This is a genomic window from Corynebacterium sp. HMSC05E07 (assembly GCF_001807225.1).
Classification (GTDB): Bacteria; Actinomycetota; Actinomycetes; order Mycobacteriales; family Mycobacteriaceae; genus Corynebacterium; species Corynebacterium singulare.
This window is the reverse complement of record NZ_KV788225.1, coordinates 37660-59011: the sequence shown is the minus strand read 5'-3', so window position 1 is coordinate 59011 and position 21352 is coordinate 37660. Positions and strand designations below refer to the sequence as shown.

At 59.8% G+C, this 21352-nt stretch carries 21 protein-coding genes and 1 tRNA gene; 14 read left to right on the top strand and 8 right to left on the bottom strand.

The window, feature by feature from the left end; all coding sequences use genetic code 11:
* Positions 1–32 precede the first annotated feature (32 nt).
* The 12 genes from alaS to nusB all read left to right on the top strand — a co-directional run bounded on the left by alaS (position 33) and on the right by nusB (position 11491).
* Positions 33–2720: an alanine--tRNA ligase gene (alaS, locus tag HMPREF3149_RS06335; RefSeq protein ID WP_070537156.1), complete on the top strand. Its 2688-nt coding sequence runs from the start codon at positions 33–35 to the stop codon at positions 2718–2720.
* A gap of 29 nt (positions 2721–2749) precedes the next feature.
* Positions 2750–3298: a Holliday junction resolvase RuvX gene (gene ruvX, locus HMPREF3149_RS06330; RefSeq protein ID WP_070537155.1), complete on the top strand. Its 549-nt coding sequence runs from the start codon at positions 2750–2752 to the stop codon at positions 3296–3298.
* Between the two features lie 22 nt (positions 3299–3320).
* A complete protein-coding gene (gene mltG, locus HMPREF3149_RS06325) occupies positions 3321–4514 on the top strand; it encodes an endolytic transglycosylase MltG (RefSeq protein WP_070537154.1) in 1194 nt (397 codons plus the stop codon).
* A 4-nt stretch (positions 4515–4518) separates the two neighbouring features.
* Positions 4519–5319 carry a shikimate dehydrogenase gene (locus HMPREF3149_RS06320; protein ID WP_070537153.1) on the top strand — a complete coding sequence of 267 codons (801 nt, stop codon included), beginning with the start codon at positions 4519–4521 and terminating at the stop codon, positions 5317–5319.
* A 42-nt stretch (positions 5320–5361) separates the two neighbouring features.
* Positions 5362–5754 (top strand): prepilin peptidase, encoded by a 393-nt coding sequence (locus tag HMPREF3149_RS06315; protein ID WP_042531060.1) that lies wholly within the window; start codon positions 5362–5364, stop codon positions 5752–5754.
* A 51-nt stretch (positions 5755–5805) separates the two neighbouring features.
* Positions 5806–7017 carry a chorismate synthase gene (gene aroC / locus HMPREF3149_RS06310; RefSeq protein WP_083280793.1) on the top strand — a complete coding sequence of 404 codons (1212 nt, stop codon included), beginning with the start codon at positions 5806–5808 and terminating at the stop codon, positions 7015–7017.
* Entirely contained in the window at positions 7014–7523 is a 510-nt protein-coding gene (locus HMPREF3149_RS06305) for a shikimate kinase (RefSeq protein WP_042531056.1), read from the top strand. Before aroC ends, HMPREF3149_RS06305 begins: the two co-directional genes overlap by 4 nt.
* Before the next feature lie 39 nt (positions 7524–7562).
* Entirely contained in the window at positions 7563–8633 is a 1071-nt protein-coding gene (gene aroB, locus HMPREF3149_RS06300; protein ID WP_070537151.1) for a 3-dehydroquinate synthase, read from the top strand.
* A gap of 33 nt (positions 8634–8666) precedes the next feature.
* Positions 8667–9092, top strand: a complete 426-nt coding sequence (aroQ, locus tag HMPREF3149_RS06295; RefSeq protein ID WP_070537150.1) for a type II 3-dehydroquinate dehydratase — start codon at positions 8667–8669, stop codon at positions 9090–9092.
* Between the two features lie 44 nt (positions 9093–9136).
* Positions 9137–10228, top strand: coding sequence for a M24 family metallopeptidase (locus tag HMPREF3149_RS06290; RefSeq protein ID WP_070537149.1), 1092 nt, complete (start codon positions 9137–9139; stop codon positions 10226–10228).
* A gap of 131 nt (positions 10229–10359) precedes the next feature.
* Positions 10360–10923 (top strand): elongation factor P, encoded by a 564-nt coding sequence (gene efp / locus HMPREF3149_RS06285; protein ID WP_042531048.1) that lies wholly within the window; start codon positions 10360–10362, stop codon positions 10921–10923.
* A gap of 1 nt (position 10924) precedes the next feature.
* Entirely contained in the window at positions 10925–11491 is a 567-nt protein-coding gene (gene nusB, locus HMPREF3149_RS06280; protein WP_070537148.1) for a transcription antitermination factor NusB, read from the top strand.
* A gap of 94 nt (positions 11492–11585) precedes the next feature.
* On the opposite strand, the gene HMPREF3149_RS06275 is transcribed toward nusB, so the two are convergent.
* The 6 genes from HMPREF3149_RS06275 to HMPREF3149_RS06250 all read right to left on the bottom strand — a co-directional run bounded on the left by HMPREF3149_RS06275 (position 11586) and on the right by HMPREF3149_RS06250 (position 15556).
* Positions 11586–12350 carry an amino acid ABC transporter ATP-binding protein gene (locus tag HMPREF3149_RS06275; RefSeq protein WP_070537147.1) on the bottom strand — a complete coding sequence of 255 codons (765 nt, stop codon included), beginning with the start codon at positions 12348–12350 and terminating at the stop codon, positions 11586–11588.
* Entirely contained in the window at positions 12350–13288 is a 939-nt protein-coding gene (locus tag HMPREF3149_RS06270) for an amino acid ABC transporter permease (RefSeq protein WP_042531042.1), read from the bottom strand. The genes HMPREF3149_RS06275 and HMPREF3149_RS06270 overlap by 1 nt, the downstream gene beginning before the upstream one ends.
* A complete protein-coding gene (locus tag HMPREF3149_RS06265; protein WP_070537146.1) occupies positions 13281–14162 on the bottom strand; it encodes an ABC transporter substrate-binding protein in 882 nt (293 codons plus the stop codon). Before HMPREF3149_RS06265 ends, HMPREF3149_RS06270 begins: the two co-directional genes overlap by 8 nt.
* Before the next feature lie 3 nt (positions 14163–14165).
* Positions 14166–14981, bottom strand: coding sequence for a DUF368 domain-containing protein (locus HMPREF3149_RS06260; protein WP_042531038.1), 816 nt, complete (start codon positions 14979–14981; stop codon positions 14166–14168).
* A gap of 143 nt (positions 14982–15124) precedes the next feature.
* The gene (locus HMPREF3149_RS06255) at positions 15125–15412 is read right to left on the bottom strand and encodes a hypothetical protein (protein WP_042531036.1); all 288 of its coding nucleotides are present in this window, start codon (positions 15410–15412) and stop codon (positions 15125–15127) included.
* 70 nt (positions 15413–15482) lie between these two features.
* A tRNA-Leu gene (locus HMPREF3149_RS06250) sits at positions 15483–15556 on the bottom strand.
* Positions 15557–15678: 122 nt separating this feature from the next.
* Here HMPREF3149_RS06250 and polA point away from each other — a divergent pair.
* Positions 15679–18330, top strand: coding sequence for a DNA polymerase I (polA, locus tag HMPREF3149_RS06245; RefSeq protein WP_070537145.1), 2652 nt, complete (start codon positions 15679–15681; stop codon positions 18328–18330).
* Between the two features lie 18 nt (positions 18331–18348).
* Here polA and HMPREF3149_RS06240 read toward each other — a convergent pair whose 3' ends face one another.
* Positions 18349–18819 carry an RDD family protein gene (locus tag HMPREF3149_RS06240; protein ID WP_070537144.1) on the bottom strand — a complete coding sequence of 157 codons (471 nt, stop codon included), beginning with the start codon at positions 18817–18819 and terminating at the stop codon, positions 18349–18351.
* A gap of 90 nt (positions 18820–18909) precedes the next feature.
* On the bottom strand, positions 18910–19638 hold the full coding sequence (locus HMPREF3149_RS06235) for a class I SAM-dependent DNA methyltransferase (RefSeq protein WP_070537143.1): 729 nt from the start codon (positions 19636–19638) through the stop codon (positions 18910–18912).
* Between the two features lie 229 nt (positions 19639–19867).
* Between HMPREF3149_RS06235 and rpsA the strand changes: the two genes are divergently transcribed.
* Positions 19868–21331, top strand: coding sequence for a 30S ribosomal protein S1 (gene rpsA, locus HMPREF3149_RS06230; RefSeq protein ID WP_042531028.1), 1464 nt, complete (start codon positions 19868–19870; stop codon positions 21329–21331).
* Positions 21332–21352: the final 21 nt, after the last annotated feature.

Sequence of the window (21352 nt, the reverse complement as noted above, 5' to 3'; positions counted from 1 at the left end):
AGAAACCACTCAACAGTGAAGGACTTTTGCTCGTGAAGACTCATGAGATCCGGGAACGCTTTACCCAGCACTTCGTCAAGAACGGTCACGAGGCCGTTCCCAGCGCGTCGCTGATCCTGGATGACCCGAACCTGCTCTTCGTCAACGCCGGCATGGTTCCCTTCAAGCCCTATTTCCTGGGCCAACAGAACCCGCCGTTCCCCAACGGCACTGCTACCTCCATCCAGAAGTGCGTGCGCACGCTGGACATTGAAGAGGTGGGTATTACCACTCGCCACAACACCTTCTTCCAGATGGCCGGTAACTTCTCCTTCGGCCAGTACTTCAAGGAAGGAGCTATTACCCACGCGTGGACGCTGCTGACGGGCTCGGTGGACGATGGCGGACTGGGGCTTGATCCGGGGCGTCTGTGGGTCACTGTGTACCTCGACGATGACGAGGCTGCCGATATTTGGCACGAGAAGATCGGCGTGCCCCGCGAGCGTATCCAGCGCCTCGGCATGGAGGACAACTACTGGTCCATGGGTATCCCCGGACCGTGCGGCCCCTGCTCCGAGATTTACTATGACCGTGGTTCTGAGTACGGCAAGGACGGCGGCCCCATCGCGGACGATAACCGCTACATGGAGATCTGGAACCTGGTCTTCATGCAGAACGAGCGCGGCGAAGGCATTGGTAAGGGCAACTTTGAGATCGTTGGCGAGTTGCCGAAGAAGAACATCGATACCGGCATGGGCATTGAGCGCGTGGCCTGTATCCTGCAAGACGTTGACAATGTGTACGAGACCGATCTCCTGCGCCCAGTCATCGACGTAGCCCAAGAGCTGACCGGTGCCACGTACACTCCGGATGCGCCGAAAGAAGACCTCATTCGATTCCGTGTGGTGGCAGATCACTCGCGTACCGGCATGATGCTTATTTTGGATGGCGTCACCCCGGGCAACGAGGGCCGTGGCTACATCCTGCGCCGCCTGCTGCGCCGTATCATTCGCTCCGCCAAGCTGTTGGGCGCACAGGGCGAGACTATGGAGCGCTTGATGAACACCATCATGGACACCATGACCCCGTCCTACCCGGAGATTGCGGAGAACCGCGAGCGAATCCTCCGCGTCGCCGTGGCCGAGGAAAAGGCCTTCCTCAAGACTTTGGAGTCTGGCACCAAGCTTTTCGACGAAGCCGTGGACCAGCTCAAGCACACCTCGCGTGCGGCGACCCCGAAGGTCCTTTCCGGTGCGAAGGCCTTTGAGCTGCACGATACCTACGGGTTCCCGATTGACCTCACTCTGGAGATGGCCCAGGAAGCAGGTTTGAGCGTTGATATGGACGGCTTTGATGCCGCCATGGGCGAGCAGCGCCGTCGCGCGAAGGCTGATAACCAGGCCAAGAAACATGGTCATGCCGACCTCTCTATCTACCGTGAGTGGGTGGACAACAACCCAACTGTCTTCACCGGCTACGACACCCTAGAGTCCGATGCCAAGGTGATTGGCCTTGTACGCGACGGTGAGAAGGTCACCGAGGTGCAGGCGGGAGACACCGTCGAGGTCATACTTGACCAGTCGCCGCTGTACGCCGAGTCTGGCGGTCAGACTGCTGACCGTGGCCGCATCATCTCCGGCGAGACCCTGCTCGAGGTCGGCGATGTTCAAAAGGTGGGCAAGAAGCTCTGGGTTCACAAGGCTACCGTGACCTCCGGAGGACTGGAGCTGGGAACCGGCGTAACCGCCGAGGTAGATCAGCAGTGGCGCCACGGTGCCGTCCAGGCGCACTCTGCGACGCACCTCATCCACGCCGCCTTGCGTCAGGTGCTCGGCCCCACCGCAGTCCAGGCTGGTTCCTTGAACCGTCCGGGTTACCTGCGTTTTGACTTCAACTACACCGAGCAGCTCAGCCAGGAGCAGCTCGAAGAGATTGCTCTCATTACCAACCAGGCCGTGGACCAGCACTTCCCGGTTCATACCATCGAGACTTCCCTGGACAAGGCTAAAGAAATGGGCGCCATGGCGCTCTTTGGTGAGAACTACGGCTCTGAGGTTCGCGTTGTTGAGATGGGCGGCCCCTTCTCCATCGAGCTGTGTGGCGGTACCCACGTGGCGAACACCTCCGAAATCGGGCCGGTTTCCGTCTTGGGCGAGTCCTCCGTGGGCTCGGGCGCGCGCCGCATCGAGGCCTACTCGGGTTTGGATGCCTTCCGCTACTACTCCAAGGAGACGGCCCTTGTCGAGGGCGTATCCCGTGAGCTCAAGGTGCAGACAGAAGACTTGCCGGAGCGCATCGCCCAGCTCACTGAAAAGCTTAAGGCCGCAGAAAAGCAGATCGCTGACCTGCACAAGGCCCAGCTCATGTCCCAGACCGCGGACATGATTGCGGGGGCGACCGACGTCAACGGTTTCACCGTGGTGTCCGCCAAGTTGCCGAATGGAGTTAACGGCGGTGACCTGCGCACGTTGGCTTCTGACATCAAGAACCGCCTCGGAGACGCTGCCGGAATCGTGGTGCTCGCTTCCGAGAACGAGGGCGGCAAGCTGCCGTTCATCGTTGGCGCCACCAAGGCCGCGAATGAGCGAGGCGTCAAGGCCGGTAACCTGGTCAAGACTATTTCTGGTTACGTTGATGGTAAGGGCGGCGGTAAGCCGGATATGGCTCAGGGCTCCGGTGCCACTGCAGCCGGCCTGGATGCGGCCTTCAACGCTGTTCGAGACGAGCTTTCTGCTCTATAGCAACGAGGACCACTCGGAGGAGGAACTGCATGGCCGTTGAACCGGATAAGCCAGGAGTAGATGACCCAGGCCCAGGCCGTCGTCTTGGGCTCGACGTGGGCACCGTGCGTATCGGCGTGGCGGTGTCGGACCGAGAGGCACGCATGGCCATGCCGGTTGAAACCGTGCAACGCGAAACCGGTTTCAAGGACCGCGATAAGGGCGACATTGATCGCATCCTCGAAATCATTCGTGAATATGAAGCCGTGGAGGTGGCCGTCGGGCTGCCGCGCGATCTCAAAGGCAATGGTTCAAAGAGTGTGAAACATGCCAAGGAAATAGCGTTTCGTATCCGCCGTCGCTTGGCAAAAGATGACACGATGAAGGCAACTCCGCCCGTGCGTTTGGTGGATGAACGCCTGACTACAGTGGTGGCTACCTCCGCGCTGCGAGCCTCCGGCGTGTCAGAAAAACGTGGCCGCTCGGTCATTGACCAAGCGGCTGCGGTGGAAATTTTGCAATCCTGGCTGGATGCGCGCCATTTCGCGTTGAACGGCCACCAAACTTCAAACCTAGGAGACGAAGTACGTGAGCCGTAAACCATCACGCATTGGACGCTCGATGGAGCCCCACCACGTTAAGCGCCGCCAGCGAGGACTGGCAGTACTTATCGCCAGCCTAGTTCTCATCATCGGTGCACTGGGTTACATCGGATTTCGCCTTCTGGGAGGAGGAAGCAGTTTGGATTACGAAGGACAGGGCAATGGTGTTGTCCAGCTCGTTGAAGTTCCCGAGGGATCGTCCATGAGCCATCTGGCCCCTGAGCTCGCCGAAAGAAACGTGGTTAAGACTGCGGAAGCCTTCTCCTCCGCGGCCAATAGTAACCCCCGCGCGAGCCAAGTTAAGCCGGGCTTCTACCGTCTCCAAGAGGAGATGAGTGCAAAGTCTGCCGTGGAAGCTCTTCTCGATGATGCCAACATGGTTGATCTCCTGGATGTGCAGGGAGGCGCTACGTTGAGTGACGTCAACGTGCTCGGCGGCGATGTTCGTTACGGTATTTACTCGTTGATCTCCCAGGTCTCCTGCAAGGAGGGCGGCTGTGTTTCGGCGGAGGAACTTGAGAAGATTGCTGCCACTGTAGACCCTGCAGAGTTGGGCGCTCCTGAGTGGGCTCTGGATGCCATCCGTGCGCGTGGTGAAGATCCAAAGCGCCTCGAGGGCCTTATCGCACCAGGCCAGTACGTTCTTGACCCGAACATGGATGCCCAGGAAATCCTTACCGACCTCATTAGTCGTTCGACGAAGAAGTACAACGACACGAACATCGTCGAGCGCGCCGAGGCCGTTGGGTTGTCTCCGTATGAGCTGCTTACCTCCGCTTCCTTGGTGGAGCGTGAGACCCCGGCCGGAGAGTTCGATAAGGTCGCCCGCGTTATCCTTAACCGCCTCGATGAGCCGATGCGCTTGGAACTTGATTCCACGGTGAACTACGGGCTTGAGGACGTCGAGCTGGCTACCACAGATGATGACCGCGGCCGCGAGACACCGTGGAACACCTACGCCAAGGATGGTTTGCCGGATACCCCAATTGCGTCGCCATCGAACGAGGCCATTGAGGCTATGGAAAACCCGGTGGAGGGCAACTGGCTCTTCTTCGTTACCGTAGATAGCCAGGGCACCACGGTATTTACGGACAACTACGACGAGCACCTTGCCAACGTGGATGAGGCAGTACGCTCGGGCATTCTGGATAGCCAGCGTGATGCGGAGGGCGCCGACGAGGCACCTGCCGATGCGCCGGCTGAGGGGCAGTAGGCTCATGCCCCGCGCCGCGGTTCTAGGCAGTCCCATTGCCCATTCGCTGTCCCCAGTTCTCCACAATGCCGGCTATGCCGCGCTGATGCTTGAGGAATGGGAATACACCAAGCATGAGGTGACCGATTTGCCCTCCTTCTTGGAGACGGTCGGGGAGGACTATCGCGGCTTCTCCGTCACCATGCCGCTCAAGTTTGATGCTTTGAAGTGCGCCGATATCGTTAGCGAGCGCGCCGAGCTGATCGGCTCCGCCAACACTCTGGTGCGCACGGATTCTGGGTGGCGTGCGGACAACACCGACACTGAAGGTGTTCTTGGTGCGCTGGAGGAGCTGTTGGGAGAGACTAGGCCTGCCACTGCGTTGCTCATCGGGGCTGGGGGCACCGCACGTCCAGTCCTGTGGGGTCTAGCACAGCGCGGAGTAACGCACGTTACGGTGCTCAATCGTTCCGATCGTCGTGCTGAGTTGCGCCCGCTTGCCGACGCCCTCGGGATCACCCTCCGTGCCGCCACCTTCACCGAGGATCTTATGGGTTTAGCTCGATCGGCAGACTTCATCGTGTCGACCGTGCCCGCGGCTGCACTTGAGGGTCACCTCTCACAGCTGGCTCAAGCTCCTGTGTTTGATGTGATTTATGATCCCTGGCCAACACCCTTGACCGTGTATGCGGCCGCTGATGGTTTTGCCACCGTGGGTGGCCACATCATGTTGGCTAACCAGGCCTATTCACAGTTCGAGCAATTCACTGGTCACACTGCACCGCGTCAGGAGATGCTTGCGGCTCTCAACGCCGCGCTGACCTAGTCACCAGGCGCGAGGCGCCCCGGCACTGTAGTGTCAAGGCCCATGGGGGTTCTTATATTCCTGGCGTGGGGGTGCGCCTTATTTGTCTATGACGTGCGGTACAAACGCCTGCCTAATTTCCTCACACTTCCCGCGGCCGCTGTGTCGCTGTGGTGGTTTAGTCCAGCTGGGCTTGTGTGGCCCGGAATGTACCTAGCGTTGGCGCTGACTTTCCGCACTGGCAGCATCGGGGGCGGTGACCTGAAGTTGGCGCTACCGCTGGGCATGATGGTTGCCCACGTTGGGGGAGTGGTGGGGGTGTTGGGGGCGATGATGGGGGCGGCACTCAGCACTGTGCTGTGGGGAATCGTGGTGAGAGACAAAGCTCCTGCACACGGGCCTGGCATGCTGATCTCAGCCGCACTTGTAGTGATGTTTAGCACCAACACGGTGTGATTGATAGCCCAGTGGCACCGAAAGTACACCTGGCGTGCGATAATGGTCGGCATGCTTCGTTGGACTACCGCAGGTGAATCCCACGGCCAAGCGCTCATCGCACTGATCGAGCACATGCCCGCCGGGGTTCCCGTCTCTCAGAATGACATTGCTCTCCAGCTCTCTCGTCGCCGTTTGGGCTATGGCCGTGGCGCCCGCATGAAGTTCGAGGCTGATGATCTGACCTTGCTTAGTGGTATTCGCCACGGAAAGACCCTGGGCAGCCCTATTGCCATCATGATCGGTAATACTGAGTGGCCGAAGTGGACTACCATCATGTCTCCGGACGCTCTTGACGTCGATGATCCCGAGGTAGCCAAGGCCATGGCCTCTGGCCGTGGCGCGCCCCTGACACGCCCACGCCCGGGCCACGCTGACTTCGCTGGCATGGTGAAATTTGGGCACGAGGAGGCACGCCCTATCCTCGAGCGTTCTTCTGCCCGCGAGACTGCTGCCCGCGTGGCGGCAGCAACCGTTGCGCGCAACTTCCTGCGCGAGACTCTTGGCGTGGAGGTGCTGTCCCATGTCATTTCCATCGGTCCATCTGATCCTTATGAGGGTCCGCACCCACGCTTCGCTGACCTCGAATCCATCGATGCTTCACCGGTCCGCGCTTGCGATAAAGCGGCGGAGGAATCGATGATTTCGGAGATCGAATCTGCCAAGAAACAAGGCGATACCCTCGGAGGTATCGTCGAGGTTATCGTCGAAGGCCTCCCTATCGGTTTGGGGTCTCACGCCTCTGGCGAGGACCGCCTGGACGCACAGCTTGCTGCTGCGCTCATGGGCATTCAGGCTATTAAGGGCGTGGAAGTTGGTGATGGTTTCGAGGAGGCACGCCGCCGTGGTAGCGAGGCCCACGATGAAATGGTGCGCGTGGACGGGGGAGTAGAACGCGAAAGCAACCGCGCCGGTGGGCTTGAAGGAGGCATGACCAATGGCCAGACCCTGCGCCTTCGCGCAGCCATGAAACCGATTTCCACCGTTCCGCGCGCTCTCAAGACCGTGGACATGGCGTCCGGTGATGCGGCCACCGCCATCCATCAACGGTCAGATGTCTGTGCTGTGCCAGCCGCAGGTGTCGTTGCAGAAGCCATGGTGGCGCTCGTGTTGGCTCGCGCTGTCCTGGAGAAATTCGGTGGTGACTCCCTTGAGGAGACTAAGCGCAATATCGCTGCCTATCAGGAGTACGTTGCTGGACGCCTCGAGTGGGGTGACGCATGAGTTCCCCGCACGTTGTCCTCGTTGGCCCGCCCGGCGCCGGAAAATCCACCATTGGGCGCCGCCTTGCGCGCGCTCTGAACTGCGAGCTCGTGGATTCCGATGAGCTCATTGAGGCTCGAGAAGGTAAGCCCTGCGGCGAGGTTTTCTCGGCGCTAGGAGAGCCCACTTTCCGCGAAGTTGAAGCTGAAGTCGTCCGCGAAGCTTTGACCACACCAGGCGTGGTGAGCCTAGGCGGCGGAGCCGTCCTGACCGAGTCCACTCGCACGCTGTTGGATAATCTCACCGTCGTCTTCCTCGACATCACCCCGGAAGAGGGCGTGGCTCGCACGCTGGGGGATGCCAACCGTCCCGTGCTCAACTCGGCCGATCCCCTCGCACACTATGCCCAGCTGCTTGAGACCCGCCGTCCGCTGTACGCGGAGGTTGCTGACCTCAAAGTGCGTACCGGCGTGCGTTCCCCGCAGCAGGTGGTGGGCGATATCCTCAGCTTCCTCGAAACCCTGTAAGTTCTATCCCTTCTTCACCGCACAAGGAGCGCCCCGACCATGCACATCATCCCGGTTAACGGCCCCTCGCCCTATGAGGTGACCATCGGCACAGACCTGAGCGAAAGCATTGTGGAGCGCGCCGCGTCCATCGGCGCGGCTAAGGTGGCTATCATCCACCAGCCACCTCTTCTCGCGGCCGCACACGCCCTCGCCGCCGCAGCCGAGAAGCGCGGGGTGGAGGCCACTCTTGCAGAGGTTCCTGATGCCGAAGCAGCGAAGCAGCTCGACGTACTGGCCCATCTGTGGGATGTCCTAGGGCAGGCAGGTTTTAGCCGCCGCGATGCGGTGATCGGCTTGGGCGGCGGGGCCGTCACGGACCTTGCGGGGTTTGCAGCGGCAACGTGGATGCGTGGCATTCCCGTTATCCAAGCACCGACGACCTTGTTGGCCATGGTGGACGCTGCCGTAGGTGGAAAGACCGGTATCAACACGTCTGCCGGCAAGAACTTAGTGGGCGCCTTCCACGAGCCAGACTCCGTCTTCGTGGACCTTGAGCGTTTGCGCACCCTTCCGGACGATGAAATCGTGGCGGGCTCGGCCGAAATCATCAAGACAGGATTTATTCATGATCCGGTCATCATCGAGCACTACATCAAGAATCCAGCCTTGTGCCTTGATCCAGACGGGATTCTACCGGAACTCATTGAGCGCTCTATCGCGGTTAAGGCCCACGTTGTGGGCCAGGATCTCAAGGAATCCGGTCTGCGAGAAACTCTCAATTACGGCCATACCTTCGGCCATGCAGTGGAGCGGCGTGAGCGCTACATCTGGCGCCATGGCCGCGCGGTAGCGGTAGGAATGATGTTCATCGCCCACCTGTCCCACGCCCGTGGGTTGATAAGCGCCGACCTCGTGCAGACCCACCGCGAGATTCTGGCGTCCGTGGGGCTTCCCACCACCTATGAACAAGGCCATTTCGAAGAGTTGGTGGAAGGCATGCGCCACGATAAAAAGAACCGCGGTGGCCACATCCGCTTTGTAGCGCTCACGGGAATCGGGGAAACCACTCGAATTGAAGACGCCACCGATGATGACCTCCGAGCTGCGTACACCAAGCTCAGCGCCTAGGCTTTAAAACCACCATACGTACAGGAGAATGTCATGACGATCCTCGTCCTCAACGGCCCCAACCTCAACCGCTTGGGCAAACGTCAGCCGGAGATCTACGGCAGTGAGAGTCTGGGGGACGTCGAAAAGCGAGTTCGAGAGGCTGCGGGGCAGGAGGAGATCATTTTTTTCCAGTCCAACCACGAGGGCGAACTTATCGAGCAGGTCCACCGCGCGGCGGACGAGGGATGGCCAGTTATTATCAACCCTGGCGGCTTTACTCACACCTCGGTGGTATTGCGCGACGCGTTGGCAGAGGTCGCCGACGGAGCCGGCTTCGTAGAGGTTCACCTGTCGAACGTGCATGCTCGTGAGGAGTTCCGTCAGCACTCCTATCTCAGTCCTCTCGCACGCGGCGTTATCGCCGGTCTAGGCTCTTATGGCTATATCGCGGCTCTGGGGTACTTCCTGGCGGATTAGCTATGATGGAGTCTCGCCTAAAAATTGATAGGAGTGGTTCTCACATGGCTTTAGCTGATACTCGCTTTGGTAACCGCCGTCGCAAGCTCGCCTCCACGTTGTCTGGGCAGCGCATTGACGCCGTCGTCATTACGCATCTGACACACGTGCGCTATTTGACGGGCTTCTCTGGCTCCAACGGCGGCCTCCTGCTGCGCAAGGACCTCTCCGCGCTCATGGCCACCGACGGCCGTTACACCACGCAGATCGCTGAGGAAGTGCCGGACATTGAGGCCGTTCTCGGTCGCGACGTTGGCCCGCACTTGCTGAGCCAGCTCTCCGGTGAGTTGCGCGTGGGTTATGAAGCCGATTACGTCAGTGTGTCCCAACTCAAGCGTTTGGAGAAGGCCGCTCCGGAAGGCGTTACCCTTGTGCCAGTCAGCGGAGTGATAGAGGATATCCGCCTGGTCAAGGATCGTGTTGAGCTGGAGAAGCTCGAGGAACTCGCGGCATTGGCAAACCAAGCTCTTATCGAACTTGTAGAAAATGGTGAAATCGCTGCTGGTCGCACCGAGCGCCAGGTGGCTGCGGACTTGGAGTACCGCATGCGCATGCTCGGTTCTGAGCGCGTGAGCTTCGATACCATCGTCGCATCCGGCGAGAACTCTGCGAAGCCTCACCACGGTGCCGATGACCGTGAACTGCGCAACGGAGACCTCGTCACCATTGACTTCGGCGCGCATCTGCGCGGCTTCAACTCTGATTGCACCCGCACCTTTGCTATCGGTGAGGCCACCGAGTTCGCCAAGGAAATTTATGACATCGTTCTGCGTGCCCAAGAGGCGGGTGTTAAGGCTTCGGTGCCGGGCACCGCGCTTGTCGACGTTGACGCGGCCTGCCGCGACATCATCACCGAGGCCGGATACGGCGAGTACTTCGTGCACTCGACCGGCCATGGTATTGGTCTCGACGTCCATGAGGGCCCCTCGGCCGCCAAAACTGGTAAGGGTGAGCTAGCAGAAGGCATGACGCTAACCATTGAGCCAGGCATCTATGTGCCGGGCAAAGGTGGCGTGCGCATTGAAGACAGCCTCATCATCACCTCCGGCGCTCCGAAAATTATCACCGCCTATCCAAAGGACCTTCAGGTCCTCTAGACGGGCCTGGTGCAGGGAGGGAGTCGGAGCGGCGAGCACCGACCCCCGTTCCACAGTATGAGCCTGCCATACGGTATGCTTGGACACTGTTTTCATAGTTTCTACTTCAATGTATTCAGGAGAGTCATTACATGGCAGATACCACTGACTTCAAGAACGGCCTGGTTCTGAAGATCGACAACAAGCTGCAGCAGATCGTTGAGTTCCAGCACGTGAAGCCGGGCAAGGGCCCAGCCTTCGTGCGCACCAAGCTCAAGGACGTGGTCTCTGGCAAGGTGACGGACAAGACCTTCAACGCTGGTGTCAAGGTGGAGACTGCTAACGTCGACCGCCGCGACATGACCTACCTGTACAACGATGGCACGAACTACGTGGTCATGGATGACAAGACCTACGAGCAGTACGAGCTTCCCTTCGACAAGTTCGGTGACGCTGGCAAGTTCCTGCTGGAGAACATGCGCGTGCAGGTTTCTTTCCACGATGGTGAGGCACTCTTCGGCGAGCTGCCGATTTCCGTTGACCTCAAGGTTGAGCACACCGAGCCGGGTCTGCAGGGCGACCGTTCTAACGGTGGCACCAAGCCGGCCACGCTGGAGACCGGCGCTGAGATCCAGGTTCCGCTGTTCATTGAGATCGGCAACGTCCTGAAGATCGATACCCGTACCGGCGAGTACCTCTCCCGCGTCAACAACTAAGATGACCCAGCCTGAGCCGAATTATAAGCGCCACACGGCGCGCTACCGTGCGCGCCGTCGCGCCGCCGATATCCTCTTCGAAGCCGAATCACGTGACGTCGATCCCGTAGCCATTGTGGAGGATCGCGTTGCTTTGGCCCGCGATCCGGAAAACGGGGTTGCTCCCATTGCTGAGTACACCCGTGCCATTGTCTCTGGTGCTGCGGAGGAACTTGACGCCATCGATGAGGCCATCGCTCGTTACCTCTCCGATGAGTGGTCCCTCGAGCGTATCCCGGCTGTGGACCGCGCCATCATGCGCGTGTCCGTGTGGGAGATTCTTTTCAATGATGAGGTTCCGAACGCCACCGCCCTTGTCGAGGGAGTGGAACTGGCGTCGGAGTACTCCAACCACCAGGCCGCGCCGTACATCCACGCCGTACTGGATGATGTCATCCAAGCCCAGTCTGCGGACAACCCTATGGCGTCCTCTGCTGCTGCAGACGACGCTGTTGTGGGGGAAGACCCCACTGAGGAAGCTGACACCGCCACGGAGGTTCCGGCTGAGGAATCTTCCGACAACGAGTAGGTCGCTTACTCCCCAGACACAAGCACAGGTCCGGCCACGATCAGAACGATCAGGCCGGACCTGTGCTTTTCTGGCGGGTGTCCGTTGTCAACAGCTAGAGCAGCGAGGACAGGAAGTCCTTGGTGCGCTGGTGCTGCGGGTTATCCAGGACTTGTTCCGGGGAACCGGATTCGACGACACTGCCGCCGTCCATAAAGAAGATCTTATCCGCAACCTCCCGGGCAAAGCCCATCTCGTGGGTCACGACGAGCATGGTCATGCCATCGGCAGCTAGCTCCTTCATGACGCGTAGGACCTCACCGACAAGCTCAGGGTCGAGGGCGGAGGTGGGTTCGTCAAAAAGCATGAGTTTTGGATCCATTGCCACGGCACGGGCAATGGCCACACGCTGCTGCTGTCCGCCAGAGAGCTGGACCGGGTACGCATCCGCCTTGTGGGCCAGGCCGACCTTCTCGAGCAGCTCCATGGCCTTCTTCTTAGCCTGCTCCGGGTTCTGTTTCTTGACCTGGATGGGGGCCTCGATGATGTTCTCGAGGACCGTGCGGTGGCTAAAGAGATTGAATTGCTGGAACACCATGCCGATGTCTTGGCGCTGGGCCGCAGCTTCCTTCTCGGAAATTTCGAAGAGTACTCCGTCACGCTCTCGGTACCCGATGATTTCTCCATCGATGTACAAGCGGCCGGCTGTGACCTTCTCCAAGTGGTTGCAGCAGCGCAGGAAGGTCGACTTACCGGAGCCGGATGGGCCAAGCAGGCACGCAACCTCGCCGGGCATGACGGTGATGTCGATACCTTTGAGAACCTCGAGTTGTCCGAAAGATTTGTGCACGTTCTGCGCGGAAATCATGGGAGTGGCCATTAGTTCTTCACCTCCGGGATGACGGAAACGTTGCGGGGGATGGTGCCTTCGGCGTCGGCAAGCGCGGCGAGCTGGCGGCCGGTGAGCTCACGGGTGGCGCCACGCTCGAAGCGGCGCTCGAGGAAGTACTGTCCCACCATAAGAAGGGAAGTGATGACGAGGTACCACGTAGCCGCCACCATGAGCAGAGGAATCGGCTCGAAGAGGGCGGCCGAAATGTCGGTTGCGCGGCCGAAGATTTCTGCAGTGTAGGGAATGGCCACCACCAAGGAAGAGGTCTTGAGCAGAGAGATGAACTCATTGCCGGTTGGGGGGATGATGATGCGCATGGCCTGCGGCAGAATCGTGCGGCGCATCGTCATCCACCAGCCCATGCCCAGGGCCTTGCAGGCCTCTTTTTGGCCTTCCGGCACCGAGGAGATGCCGGAGCGTACGATTTCAGCCATGTAGGCCGCCTCATTGAGGCCCAGGCCTAGGACGGCCAACAGGAAGGCGTTCGTCAGCACGGCAGTGAGTGAAATCTCCGTGAAACCGAGGTTAATGGATTGGTACAGGGCGGAGAGCAGGCCCCAGAACACGAGCTGAACATAGATGGGGGTGCCACGGAAGAGCCACAGGAAGACCCAGGACACACCGCCAAGGACGGGGTTGGGGGACATGCGCATCACAGCTAGCGCGGCGCCACCCACGACGCCGATAACCATAGCCAAAATGGTAATGGCGATGGTGTGGAGGGCAGCGGTGGCGATGCGCGTATCGAAGAGGTACTGGAAGTAGGTGCTCCATCCGAAGGCCTCATTACGGGCCGAAGAGATGATGAACCATACCGCTAGCACCACCAGCACGGCGGCAAAAACCCAGCGCCACGGGTGTCGCAGGGGGCGGGCCTCAATCTTGGGTGGCGGGGTCGAAGACGCCGGAGAGGAAGAGTTAGTCATTGATCGGCCTTTCATTAATCATGGCGTGGTCGACGAGGCCTTCGTCAACACCCCATTGAGCAAGAATCTCTGCATAGACGCCAGTATCGATAAGGTGCTGGAATGCCGCGGCTATGGCCGGACCTAAGTCGGAGTCCTTGGGAACGGCAAAGCCATAAGGAGCAGCATCAAACATCTCGCCGACCATCTCCATGCGTCCATCGGAGCGGTTTACGGACCAAGCGGACACAGGGGAGTCGGCCGACAGCGCATCGGCACGACCCATAAGGACCGCCAACGCGGCGTTGTCGCTCGTGTCATAGGGCAAGATAGTCAGGTTGCCATCACAGGCTTCCTGCTTGGGGCGCAGGTCATCCGTCTCAGAGACGGTGGTGCGTTGAACGGCGATGGTGAGACCACACGGGTTGGAAGGGTCGACGTCATGGGGGCCTTTGGCAAGCGCAGCCCATTGAATACCCGCGTAGAGGGTGTTGATGAAGTCAAAGTTCTCACGGCGCTCCTCGGTGTCTGTGAAGCCGGAAGCACCAAGGTCAATTTGGCCTGCCTGGACGGCTGGGAGGATCATTGAGAAATCCTGTTCCACCGGGCGAAATTCCAGCCCGAGAACCTGCGCCACGGCATGCGCCAGATCCATCTCCACACCGATGATGGACCCATCTGAGTCTTTGAACTCAAAGGGCGCAAACGGAGGGTTCGTGCCCACGGTGAGGACGCCGTCAGCATCGTCGTACATGGCCGCGATCTCAGGTACCGCGTCCACATCAGGCGCGGACCAGCCCTCCGGTAGCGCTGGCTCCTCGTTGGTGACGCAAGCTGTTAGCGTGGCGGTCAACGCCAGCCCGGCTGCGCCCACGATGGCCGTGCTTTTCTTCATGGTCTAGCTCTCTTGGTAGGTTGCGGCTTTGCGCCAATCCGCAACGATGAAAATGGACACAATGACGCCGCCAATGACGAGCATGAGCAGGATCATCGGGGTCGATGCATCCTGGTCCGCTCCCCACGGCCACAGTGCGCGCAGCGAGCCGAGCATGAAACCGGCCATGGCAGCAAGGGTAGGGTCGCGGTGATTATCCAGCAGGTAGTTAAGAACCTTGACAAATGCCGCGAGGCCGCACACAGCACCGAGTGCGAATACACCGACAGTGACCATGTCGCGGTCTGAGACCGCGCCGATCACCGGCTGGTAGAGGCCCATAGTCAGGAGGATGAGTGAACCGGATATGCCGGGAAGGATCAGTGCGCACACGGCAATCATGGCGGCGAAGAACACCACGATGAGGTTGGGATCCTCCACTGGGGTGGACGTGAAACCGGTAACGACGAAGATGGCCACCGTTGCAATGACGAAAGCGGCGATAGCGGCAGGTGAGAAGCGCGACATCATGCGCAAAGGAACGATGATAGAAACTGCCACCATGCCCAGGAAGAGGGCGCTGGAGAGCGATACTTGGCCCTCAACAAAGTTGTGAAGCAGAGTGGAGAACCCGAAGACAGCAATGAACATGCCGACGGCGACAGATAGGAGGAAACCCCATTCGACCTTCTTGAATCGGCCGGAGATGAGGTCATTGGCGTTGTGCAGGGCGCGCTCATAGATGCCGACGATGAGCGCGACGGTTCCGCCGGAAATGCCGGGGACCAGCTCGGCCATGCCAATGAGGGCGCCTCGAATGGCGTTAAGAATAAAGTGCATAAACCGAAATTATCCTTGACTGCCCCTGGGGTGGGGATGCCGTGCCGAGGGGCGAAGGTGGTGAGCAGATGACTCCTATTCTCTCACTGCACCACGGGCCTATGCAAACTATTCACTTGGGAGAAGGATATGCGCTAACGCGTCTAAAGCTGCAGGCGCTTGGCTAGCTCACCATAAACCGAGCCGAGAACAGCGAAGGCGGCGAGGCCCACCAAGCCATCGAGTAGCACGGCGTAGAAGCGGTTGAGGTCGGGGTCGTCGGAGGACGCTGCGGTCTCGTGGAGCTTTTGGTAGTAGGAGGATTCCTCCACCTTGGACGACATGGTGGTGCCCGTGCTGGAGTTGGAGCTTTTTTGTGCGGCGGTGGCCACGGTCGTTCCAGACAGTGCAAGAGCAGCGGCAGTGCTCACGGCGATGATGGTGCGGCGCATAGGTCAGGGAAACCTTTCGATCGAGAAAACGCTAACACCCCACAACGTACTCTGCTGTGGGGTGGGTTTGTGCCCCTGGTGAGACTCGAACTCACACTACACGGGTTTTGAATCCGTTGCCTCTGCCAATTGGGCTACAGGGGCGCACTGGCAAAGATACTAGCGCAGCGGTGCGACACTAACCTAATTGCCTGTCAGGGCATGGTGTGAAAGTGCTTGGGACACTGGCGGAGGGGGAGCGGTGGTGCCGCAGACAACACGTTAGGATGGGCTGGGTGACTACTTCTCAGCCCCGACTTTTGCTTATCGACGGCCACTCGATGGCCTTCCGCGCATTTTATGCACTTCCTGCGGAGAATTTCTCCACTTCAGGAGGCCAACACACCAATGCCGTGTACGGCTTCCTCTCGATGTTGGCCAACATTTTGGCCGAGGAGAAGCCGGACTTTGTCGCCGTCGCCTTCGACGTGGGACGTAAGACTTTCCGCACGGAGATGTTCCCGGATTACAAAGCGCAGCGAGAGGCAGCACCCGAGGAGTTCCGCGGACAAGTGGAGCTTATCCGCGAGGTACTGGAGACACTCGGCATCACTACGCTGTCCCGTGAGAACTTCGAGGCCGATGACATTGTGGCGACGCTGTCCACGCAGGCGGGATCTGACTATGAGACCTTGCTCGTGACGGGTGATCGCGATTATCTGCAGCTTGTCAACGAGTCCACGACCGTCCTGTATCCCATGCGCGGCGTGTCGACACTTCACAGGTTTACCCCGGCCGCAGTGGAGGAGAAGTATGGTTTAACTCCACAGCAGTATCCGGATTTCGCCGCTCTACGCGGAGATCCCTCGGATAACCTGCCCAATGTTCCCAAAGTTGGTGAAAAGACCGCGACTAAGTGGATCACCCAGTATGGTTCGCTCGATGAACTCATTGCCCACGCGGACGAGATCAAGGGTGTGGCGGGTCAAAACTTCCGCGACCGCATTGAGCAAGTCAAGCTGAATCGCCAGCTCACCCAGATGGTGACCGATATGGACTTGGAAGTGGGGCCGGCCGACCTGAGCTTCAAAGGTGCGGCAGCGAGCGAGGTTGCTGCGCGCTTTGATGAGCTGGAGTTCGGTACCAATCTGCGAGAGCGTGTCTTGGGCGCTATCCCACATGATGCTGACGCGGAGGCTGCAGCGGCAGTAGAGACACCGGATGTATCCGTGAGCATCACCGACACGCCCCTGATGGAATGGCTAGCTGGCAAGGAAAACGTTGCGGTGTATGTCCAGGGCGATGGCACCCCTGGTGCGGGTGACGCGGCGGCGATCGCGCTTGTCGACGACTCCTTCGAAGGCCTCCACCTCGAACTCGGGGACCTGTCCGCGGAGGAGGATGCGGCCTTGGCTGCTTGGCTGTCCTCGGATGCGCCGAAATACTTCCACGAGGCCAAGGCCGCCTACCACATGCTGGCCGGCCGTGGCATCGAGCTGCGCGGCATTGCTCATGACACCGCACTTGCTGCTTACCTACTTCGCCCCGGCCAGCGCACGTATGAGCTGAGTGATGTCTATCAGCGCCACTTGAAGAAGTCTTTAGGTCAGGCCAGCGAGCAGCTGTCTATCCTCGATGAGAACCCATTGGCAGATCAGGCTGGCGCCATCATGGAGCTGGCAGCGGAGCTGACACAGCAGCTGCAGGACATTGCCTCCTTCGAGCTCTATACCGACCTTGAACTGCCCTTGGTGGGAATCCTGGCACGTATGGAAGCCGCCGGCATCGCCGTGGACCGCGACATTCTGGAAACCCAGCGTGATGCCTTCATCGAGCAGGTCAACGAACAAGAGCGCGCCGCGCGCGAATTGGCGGGGGATGACTCCCTCAACCTGAATTCCCCGAAGCAGCTGCAGTCTGTGCTCTTCGATACTTTCGATATGCCGAAGACAAAGAAGACCAAGACGGGCTATTCCACGGCTGCCAAGGAAATCGAACAACTAGCTGCGAGCCATCCGCATCCCTTCCTGGATCATCTCTTGGCCCACCGCGAGTATCAGAAGATGAAGACCACGCTGGAGGGCCTCATCAAGACGATTCAACCGGATGGTCGCATTCATACCACCTTCAACCAGACGGTCACCTCCACAGGCCGCCTGTCCTCGACGGAGCCCAACCTTCAAAACATTCCGGTGCGCACGGAAGCTGGCCGTCAGATTCGTTCAGCCTTCGTGGTGGGTGAGGGCTATGACACGCTCATTACGGCGGACTACTCACAGATTGAAATGCGCGTCATGGCGCATCTCTCGGCAGATCCTGGCTTGATTGAGGCCTACCGTGACGGCGAGGACTTGCACAATTACGTGGGTTCAAGGGTCTTTGATGTCCCTGTCGACGACGTCACTCCGGAGTTGCGTCGTCGCGTCAAGGCCATGTCCTATGGCCTGGTCTATGGTCTGTCTGCATTCGGTCTGTCGCAGCAGTTGGGAATCCCCGCGGGCGAGGCCAAGCAGATCATGGAGAGCTACTTTGAGCGATTTGGCGGTGTCAAGCGCTACCTCGACGAGGTCGTCGTTCAAGCCCGCAAGGATGGCTACACCTCAACGGTGTTTGGCCGTCGCCGCTACTTGCCGGAGCTCAACTCCGATAATCGCGTGGCGCGAGAGAACGCCGAGCGTGCTGCGCTCAACGCGCCCATCCAGGGCACTGCTGCCGACATCATCAAGGTCGCCATGATTCGTGTGGATAAGGCGCTTGACGGCATGAGCTCTCGGGTGCTGCTCCAAGTCCATGATGAGCTTGTCGTGGAGGTTGCTCCAAGAGAAGCTGATGAGGTGCACAACATCGTCGAGCGCGAAATGGACAAGGCTATCGAGTTGACCGTGCCGCTTGAGGTCTCCGTAGGTAAAGGCGAGAACTGGGATGCTGCTGCGCACTAACTCCCGAGATGTGGTTCTCTAGCTCAGGCCCACGGCGCGTTCATCGTCGGTGGGCGTGCGGCGCTCCACGAGGCACCCAGCCAGAAGGTCGAAGGGAGTTTGGCCGAGTGCCAGGACGCTGAGCCCCAAGACCGCGAGGAGGATTCCCTCGACCATCGGCACTCCAGTCAGCGCGAGGAGGGTGAGGAGCAGCCAGCTATTGCGAATGGCGGCGCTGGCGAGTCCTGGACGTTGAGCGATGACCTCCAGCTTGAGGGACCACTTGCCCAGGGAGGTGTGCTTCGTTGCCTCGGCCCACACGCGGTAAACGTAAAACACGAGGGCCAGCGCGGTGATGTCATAGATCTCGCCCGCGCGTCCGGTCAGCACGCCACCGGACACCAGATTCACCATCCACTTGAGGACCAGGATGATGGCGGCGGCGAGAAAAGCGTCAATCCACCACGCCACGACCCGGCGTAGCAGTATCCCGAAGCGTTCTTGAAGCATGGCAGCAAGCTTACGTTCTCCGCATGGCCACACTGTGCGGCAGGGGGCGCAGGGAGAAAGAAGCGCAGAAACCAAGAATGGGCAACGCCGCTAGGTGGCCTGGCAGATGAAGATAGCGGTGCCCGGGAAAATCGCGCCTCGTTGCGGGGACCATTGGCCCCAGGTGGTGTCGAGGTTGTCGGGCCACTCGGGCTCTATCAGGTTGAGAATGTGGAAGGCTCCGCGTCCCTGCAGGGCGCGGAGCCAATCACCCAGTGTGCGATGAAACTCGGCGTAGGTGAGTTCGCCCTCGGCATTCTGCTCAAGGTAGGCGCGGTCGAAGTACGGCAACTCAGCGGTAAGGTTCGCAGGGTCGTCGGGGAAGACCCACCGCATGGGGTGCGGCACAGAAAAGACGAAGCGCCCCTGTGGGCGAAGTACACGGTGTACCTCGGCTAGGGCAGCGTCGAGATCAGCGATGAAAGGCAAGGCGCCGAAGGCAGAAAAAACTACGTCGAAGGATGCATCACGGTAGGGAAGCTCGAGCGCGTCTGCTTGGACGAGGGGAAGGCCCTTCTGGGCGTGGGATAGCATTCCGGCAGAAAGGTCGAAACCCGTCGCGAACCTCGCGCGCCCCTGTAGCCACTGCGTACATGGAGCAGAGCCGCAACCAAGTTCGAGGACGGTGGCGGAGGAGACGTCGCCAAGCAGCTGCACATCCCCCTCATGGAGCATCTCCGGGCACCAATAGAAAGATGACAGGTACTCTGGGTGGGTCGCGTGGTAAGCATCGGCGTCGGCGTCCCAATAGGTTCGGTTAGCCGCTGAGGCAGAAAACATGGTTCCTTTCGCGTGGCGCATTTGCCGTTGTAGCTGCATGAATGTAGTGTGGGACGAGCGTGTCTATGACTCGGGACGCACTGAGCCACTGTAGGAGGGTTCAGCCGGACCGCGAGTCGGGATTGAAATCCATCTTAAGTCTTGCGCTTTTGCGCTGCTTAATGACGCTTTTCAAGAGACACGTAACTGTCCAAATACGATCTCCTACGTTTATTCGGAGCATAACTACATGCCAACTTCTAACACCCCTCAGGTTGCGATTAACGACATCGGAACCGCAGAGGACTTCCTCGCAGCTGTCGACGCCACCATCAAGTACTTCAACGATGGTGACATCGTCGAGGGCACCGTGGTCAAGGTTGACCACGACGAGGTCCTGCTCGACATCGGTTACAAGACCGAGGGCGTCATCCCGTCCCGCGAGCTTTCCATCAAGCACGACGTCAACCCAGATGAGGTTGTCGAGGTCGGCGACGAGATCGACGCACTTGTTCTCACCAAGGAGGACAAGGAAGGCCGTCTGATCCTGTCCAAGAAGCGCGCACAGTACGAGCGCGCCTGGGGCGCCGTCGAAGAGCTGCACGCCAAGGAAGAGCCGGTCACCGGTACCGTCATCGAGGTTGTCAAGGGTGGTCTCATCCTCGACATCGGCCTCCGTGGCTTCCTCCCGGCTTCCCTCGTTGAGATGCGCCGCGTTCGCGACCTGGAGCCGTACATCGGCCAGGAGCTCGAGGCCAAGATCATCGAGCTGGACAAGCAGCGCAACAACGTTGTCCTGTCCCGCCGCGCATACCTGGAGCAGACCCAGTCCGAGGTCCGTTCCGAGTTCCTGCACCAGCTGCAGAAGGGTCAGGTCCGCAAGGGCGTTGTCTCCTCCATCGTCAACTTCGGCGCCTTCGTCGATCTCGGCGGTGTCGACGGCCTGGTTCACGTTTCCGAGCTGTCCTGGAAGCACATCGACCACCCGTCCGAGGTTGTCACCGTGGGCGACGAGGTCACCGTCGAGGTTCTTGACGTCGACCTGGACCGCGAGCGCGTGTCCCTGTCCCTGAAGGCAACCCAGGAAGATCCGTGGCGCGTCTTCGCCCGCACTCACGCTGTGGGCCAGATCGTCCCGGGCAAGGTCACCAAGCTTGTTCCGTTCGGCGCCTTCGTTCGCGTCGAAGAGGGCATCGAGGGCCTCGTCCACATCTCCGAGCTGGCTCAGCGCCACGTGGAGGTTCCGGACCAGGTTGTCACCGTTGGCCAGGAAGTCATGGTCAAGGTCATCGACATCGACCTCGAGCGTCGTCGTATCTCCCTGTCCGTTAAGCAGGCAGACGAGGACTACACCGAAGAGTTCGATCCGTCCAAGTACGGCATGGCTGACTCCTACGACGAGCAGGGCAACTACGTCTTCCCCGAGGGCTTCGACCCGGAGACCAACGAGTGGAAGGAAGGCTTCGACGAGCAGCGCCAGGCATGGGAGGCTCGCTACGCCGAGTCCGAGCGTCGCTTCAACCTGCACACCGCTCAGATCGAGCGCAACCGTGCAGCAGCCGCTGAAGCCGCCGAGTCCGCTGCGAACAACTCCAACTACTCCTCCGAGTCCCAGGATGCAGCTCCGGCATCCGAGACCGAGGCAGAGGTTGGCGGTTCCCTCGCATCTGACGAGCAGCTTGCTGCTCTGCGCGACAAGCTCGCCGGCAACTAAGCCACACTCTGCAATCTCAGG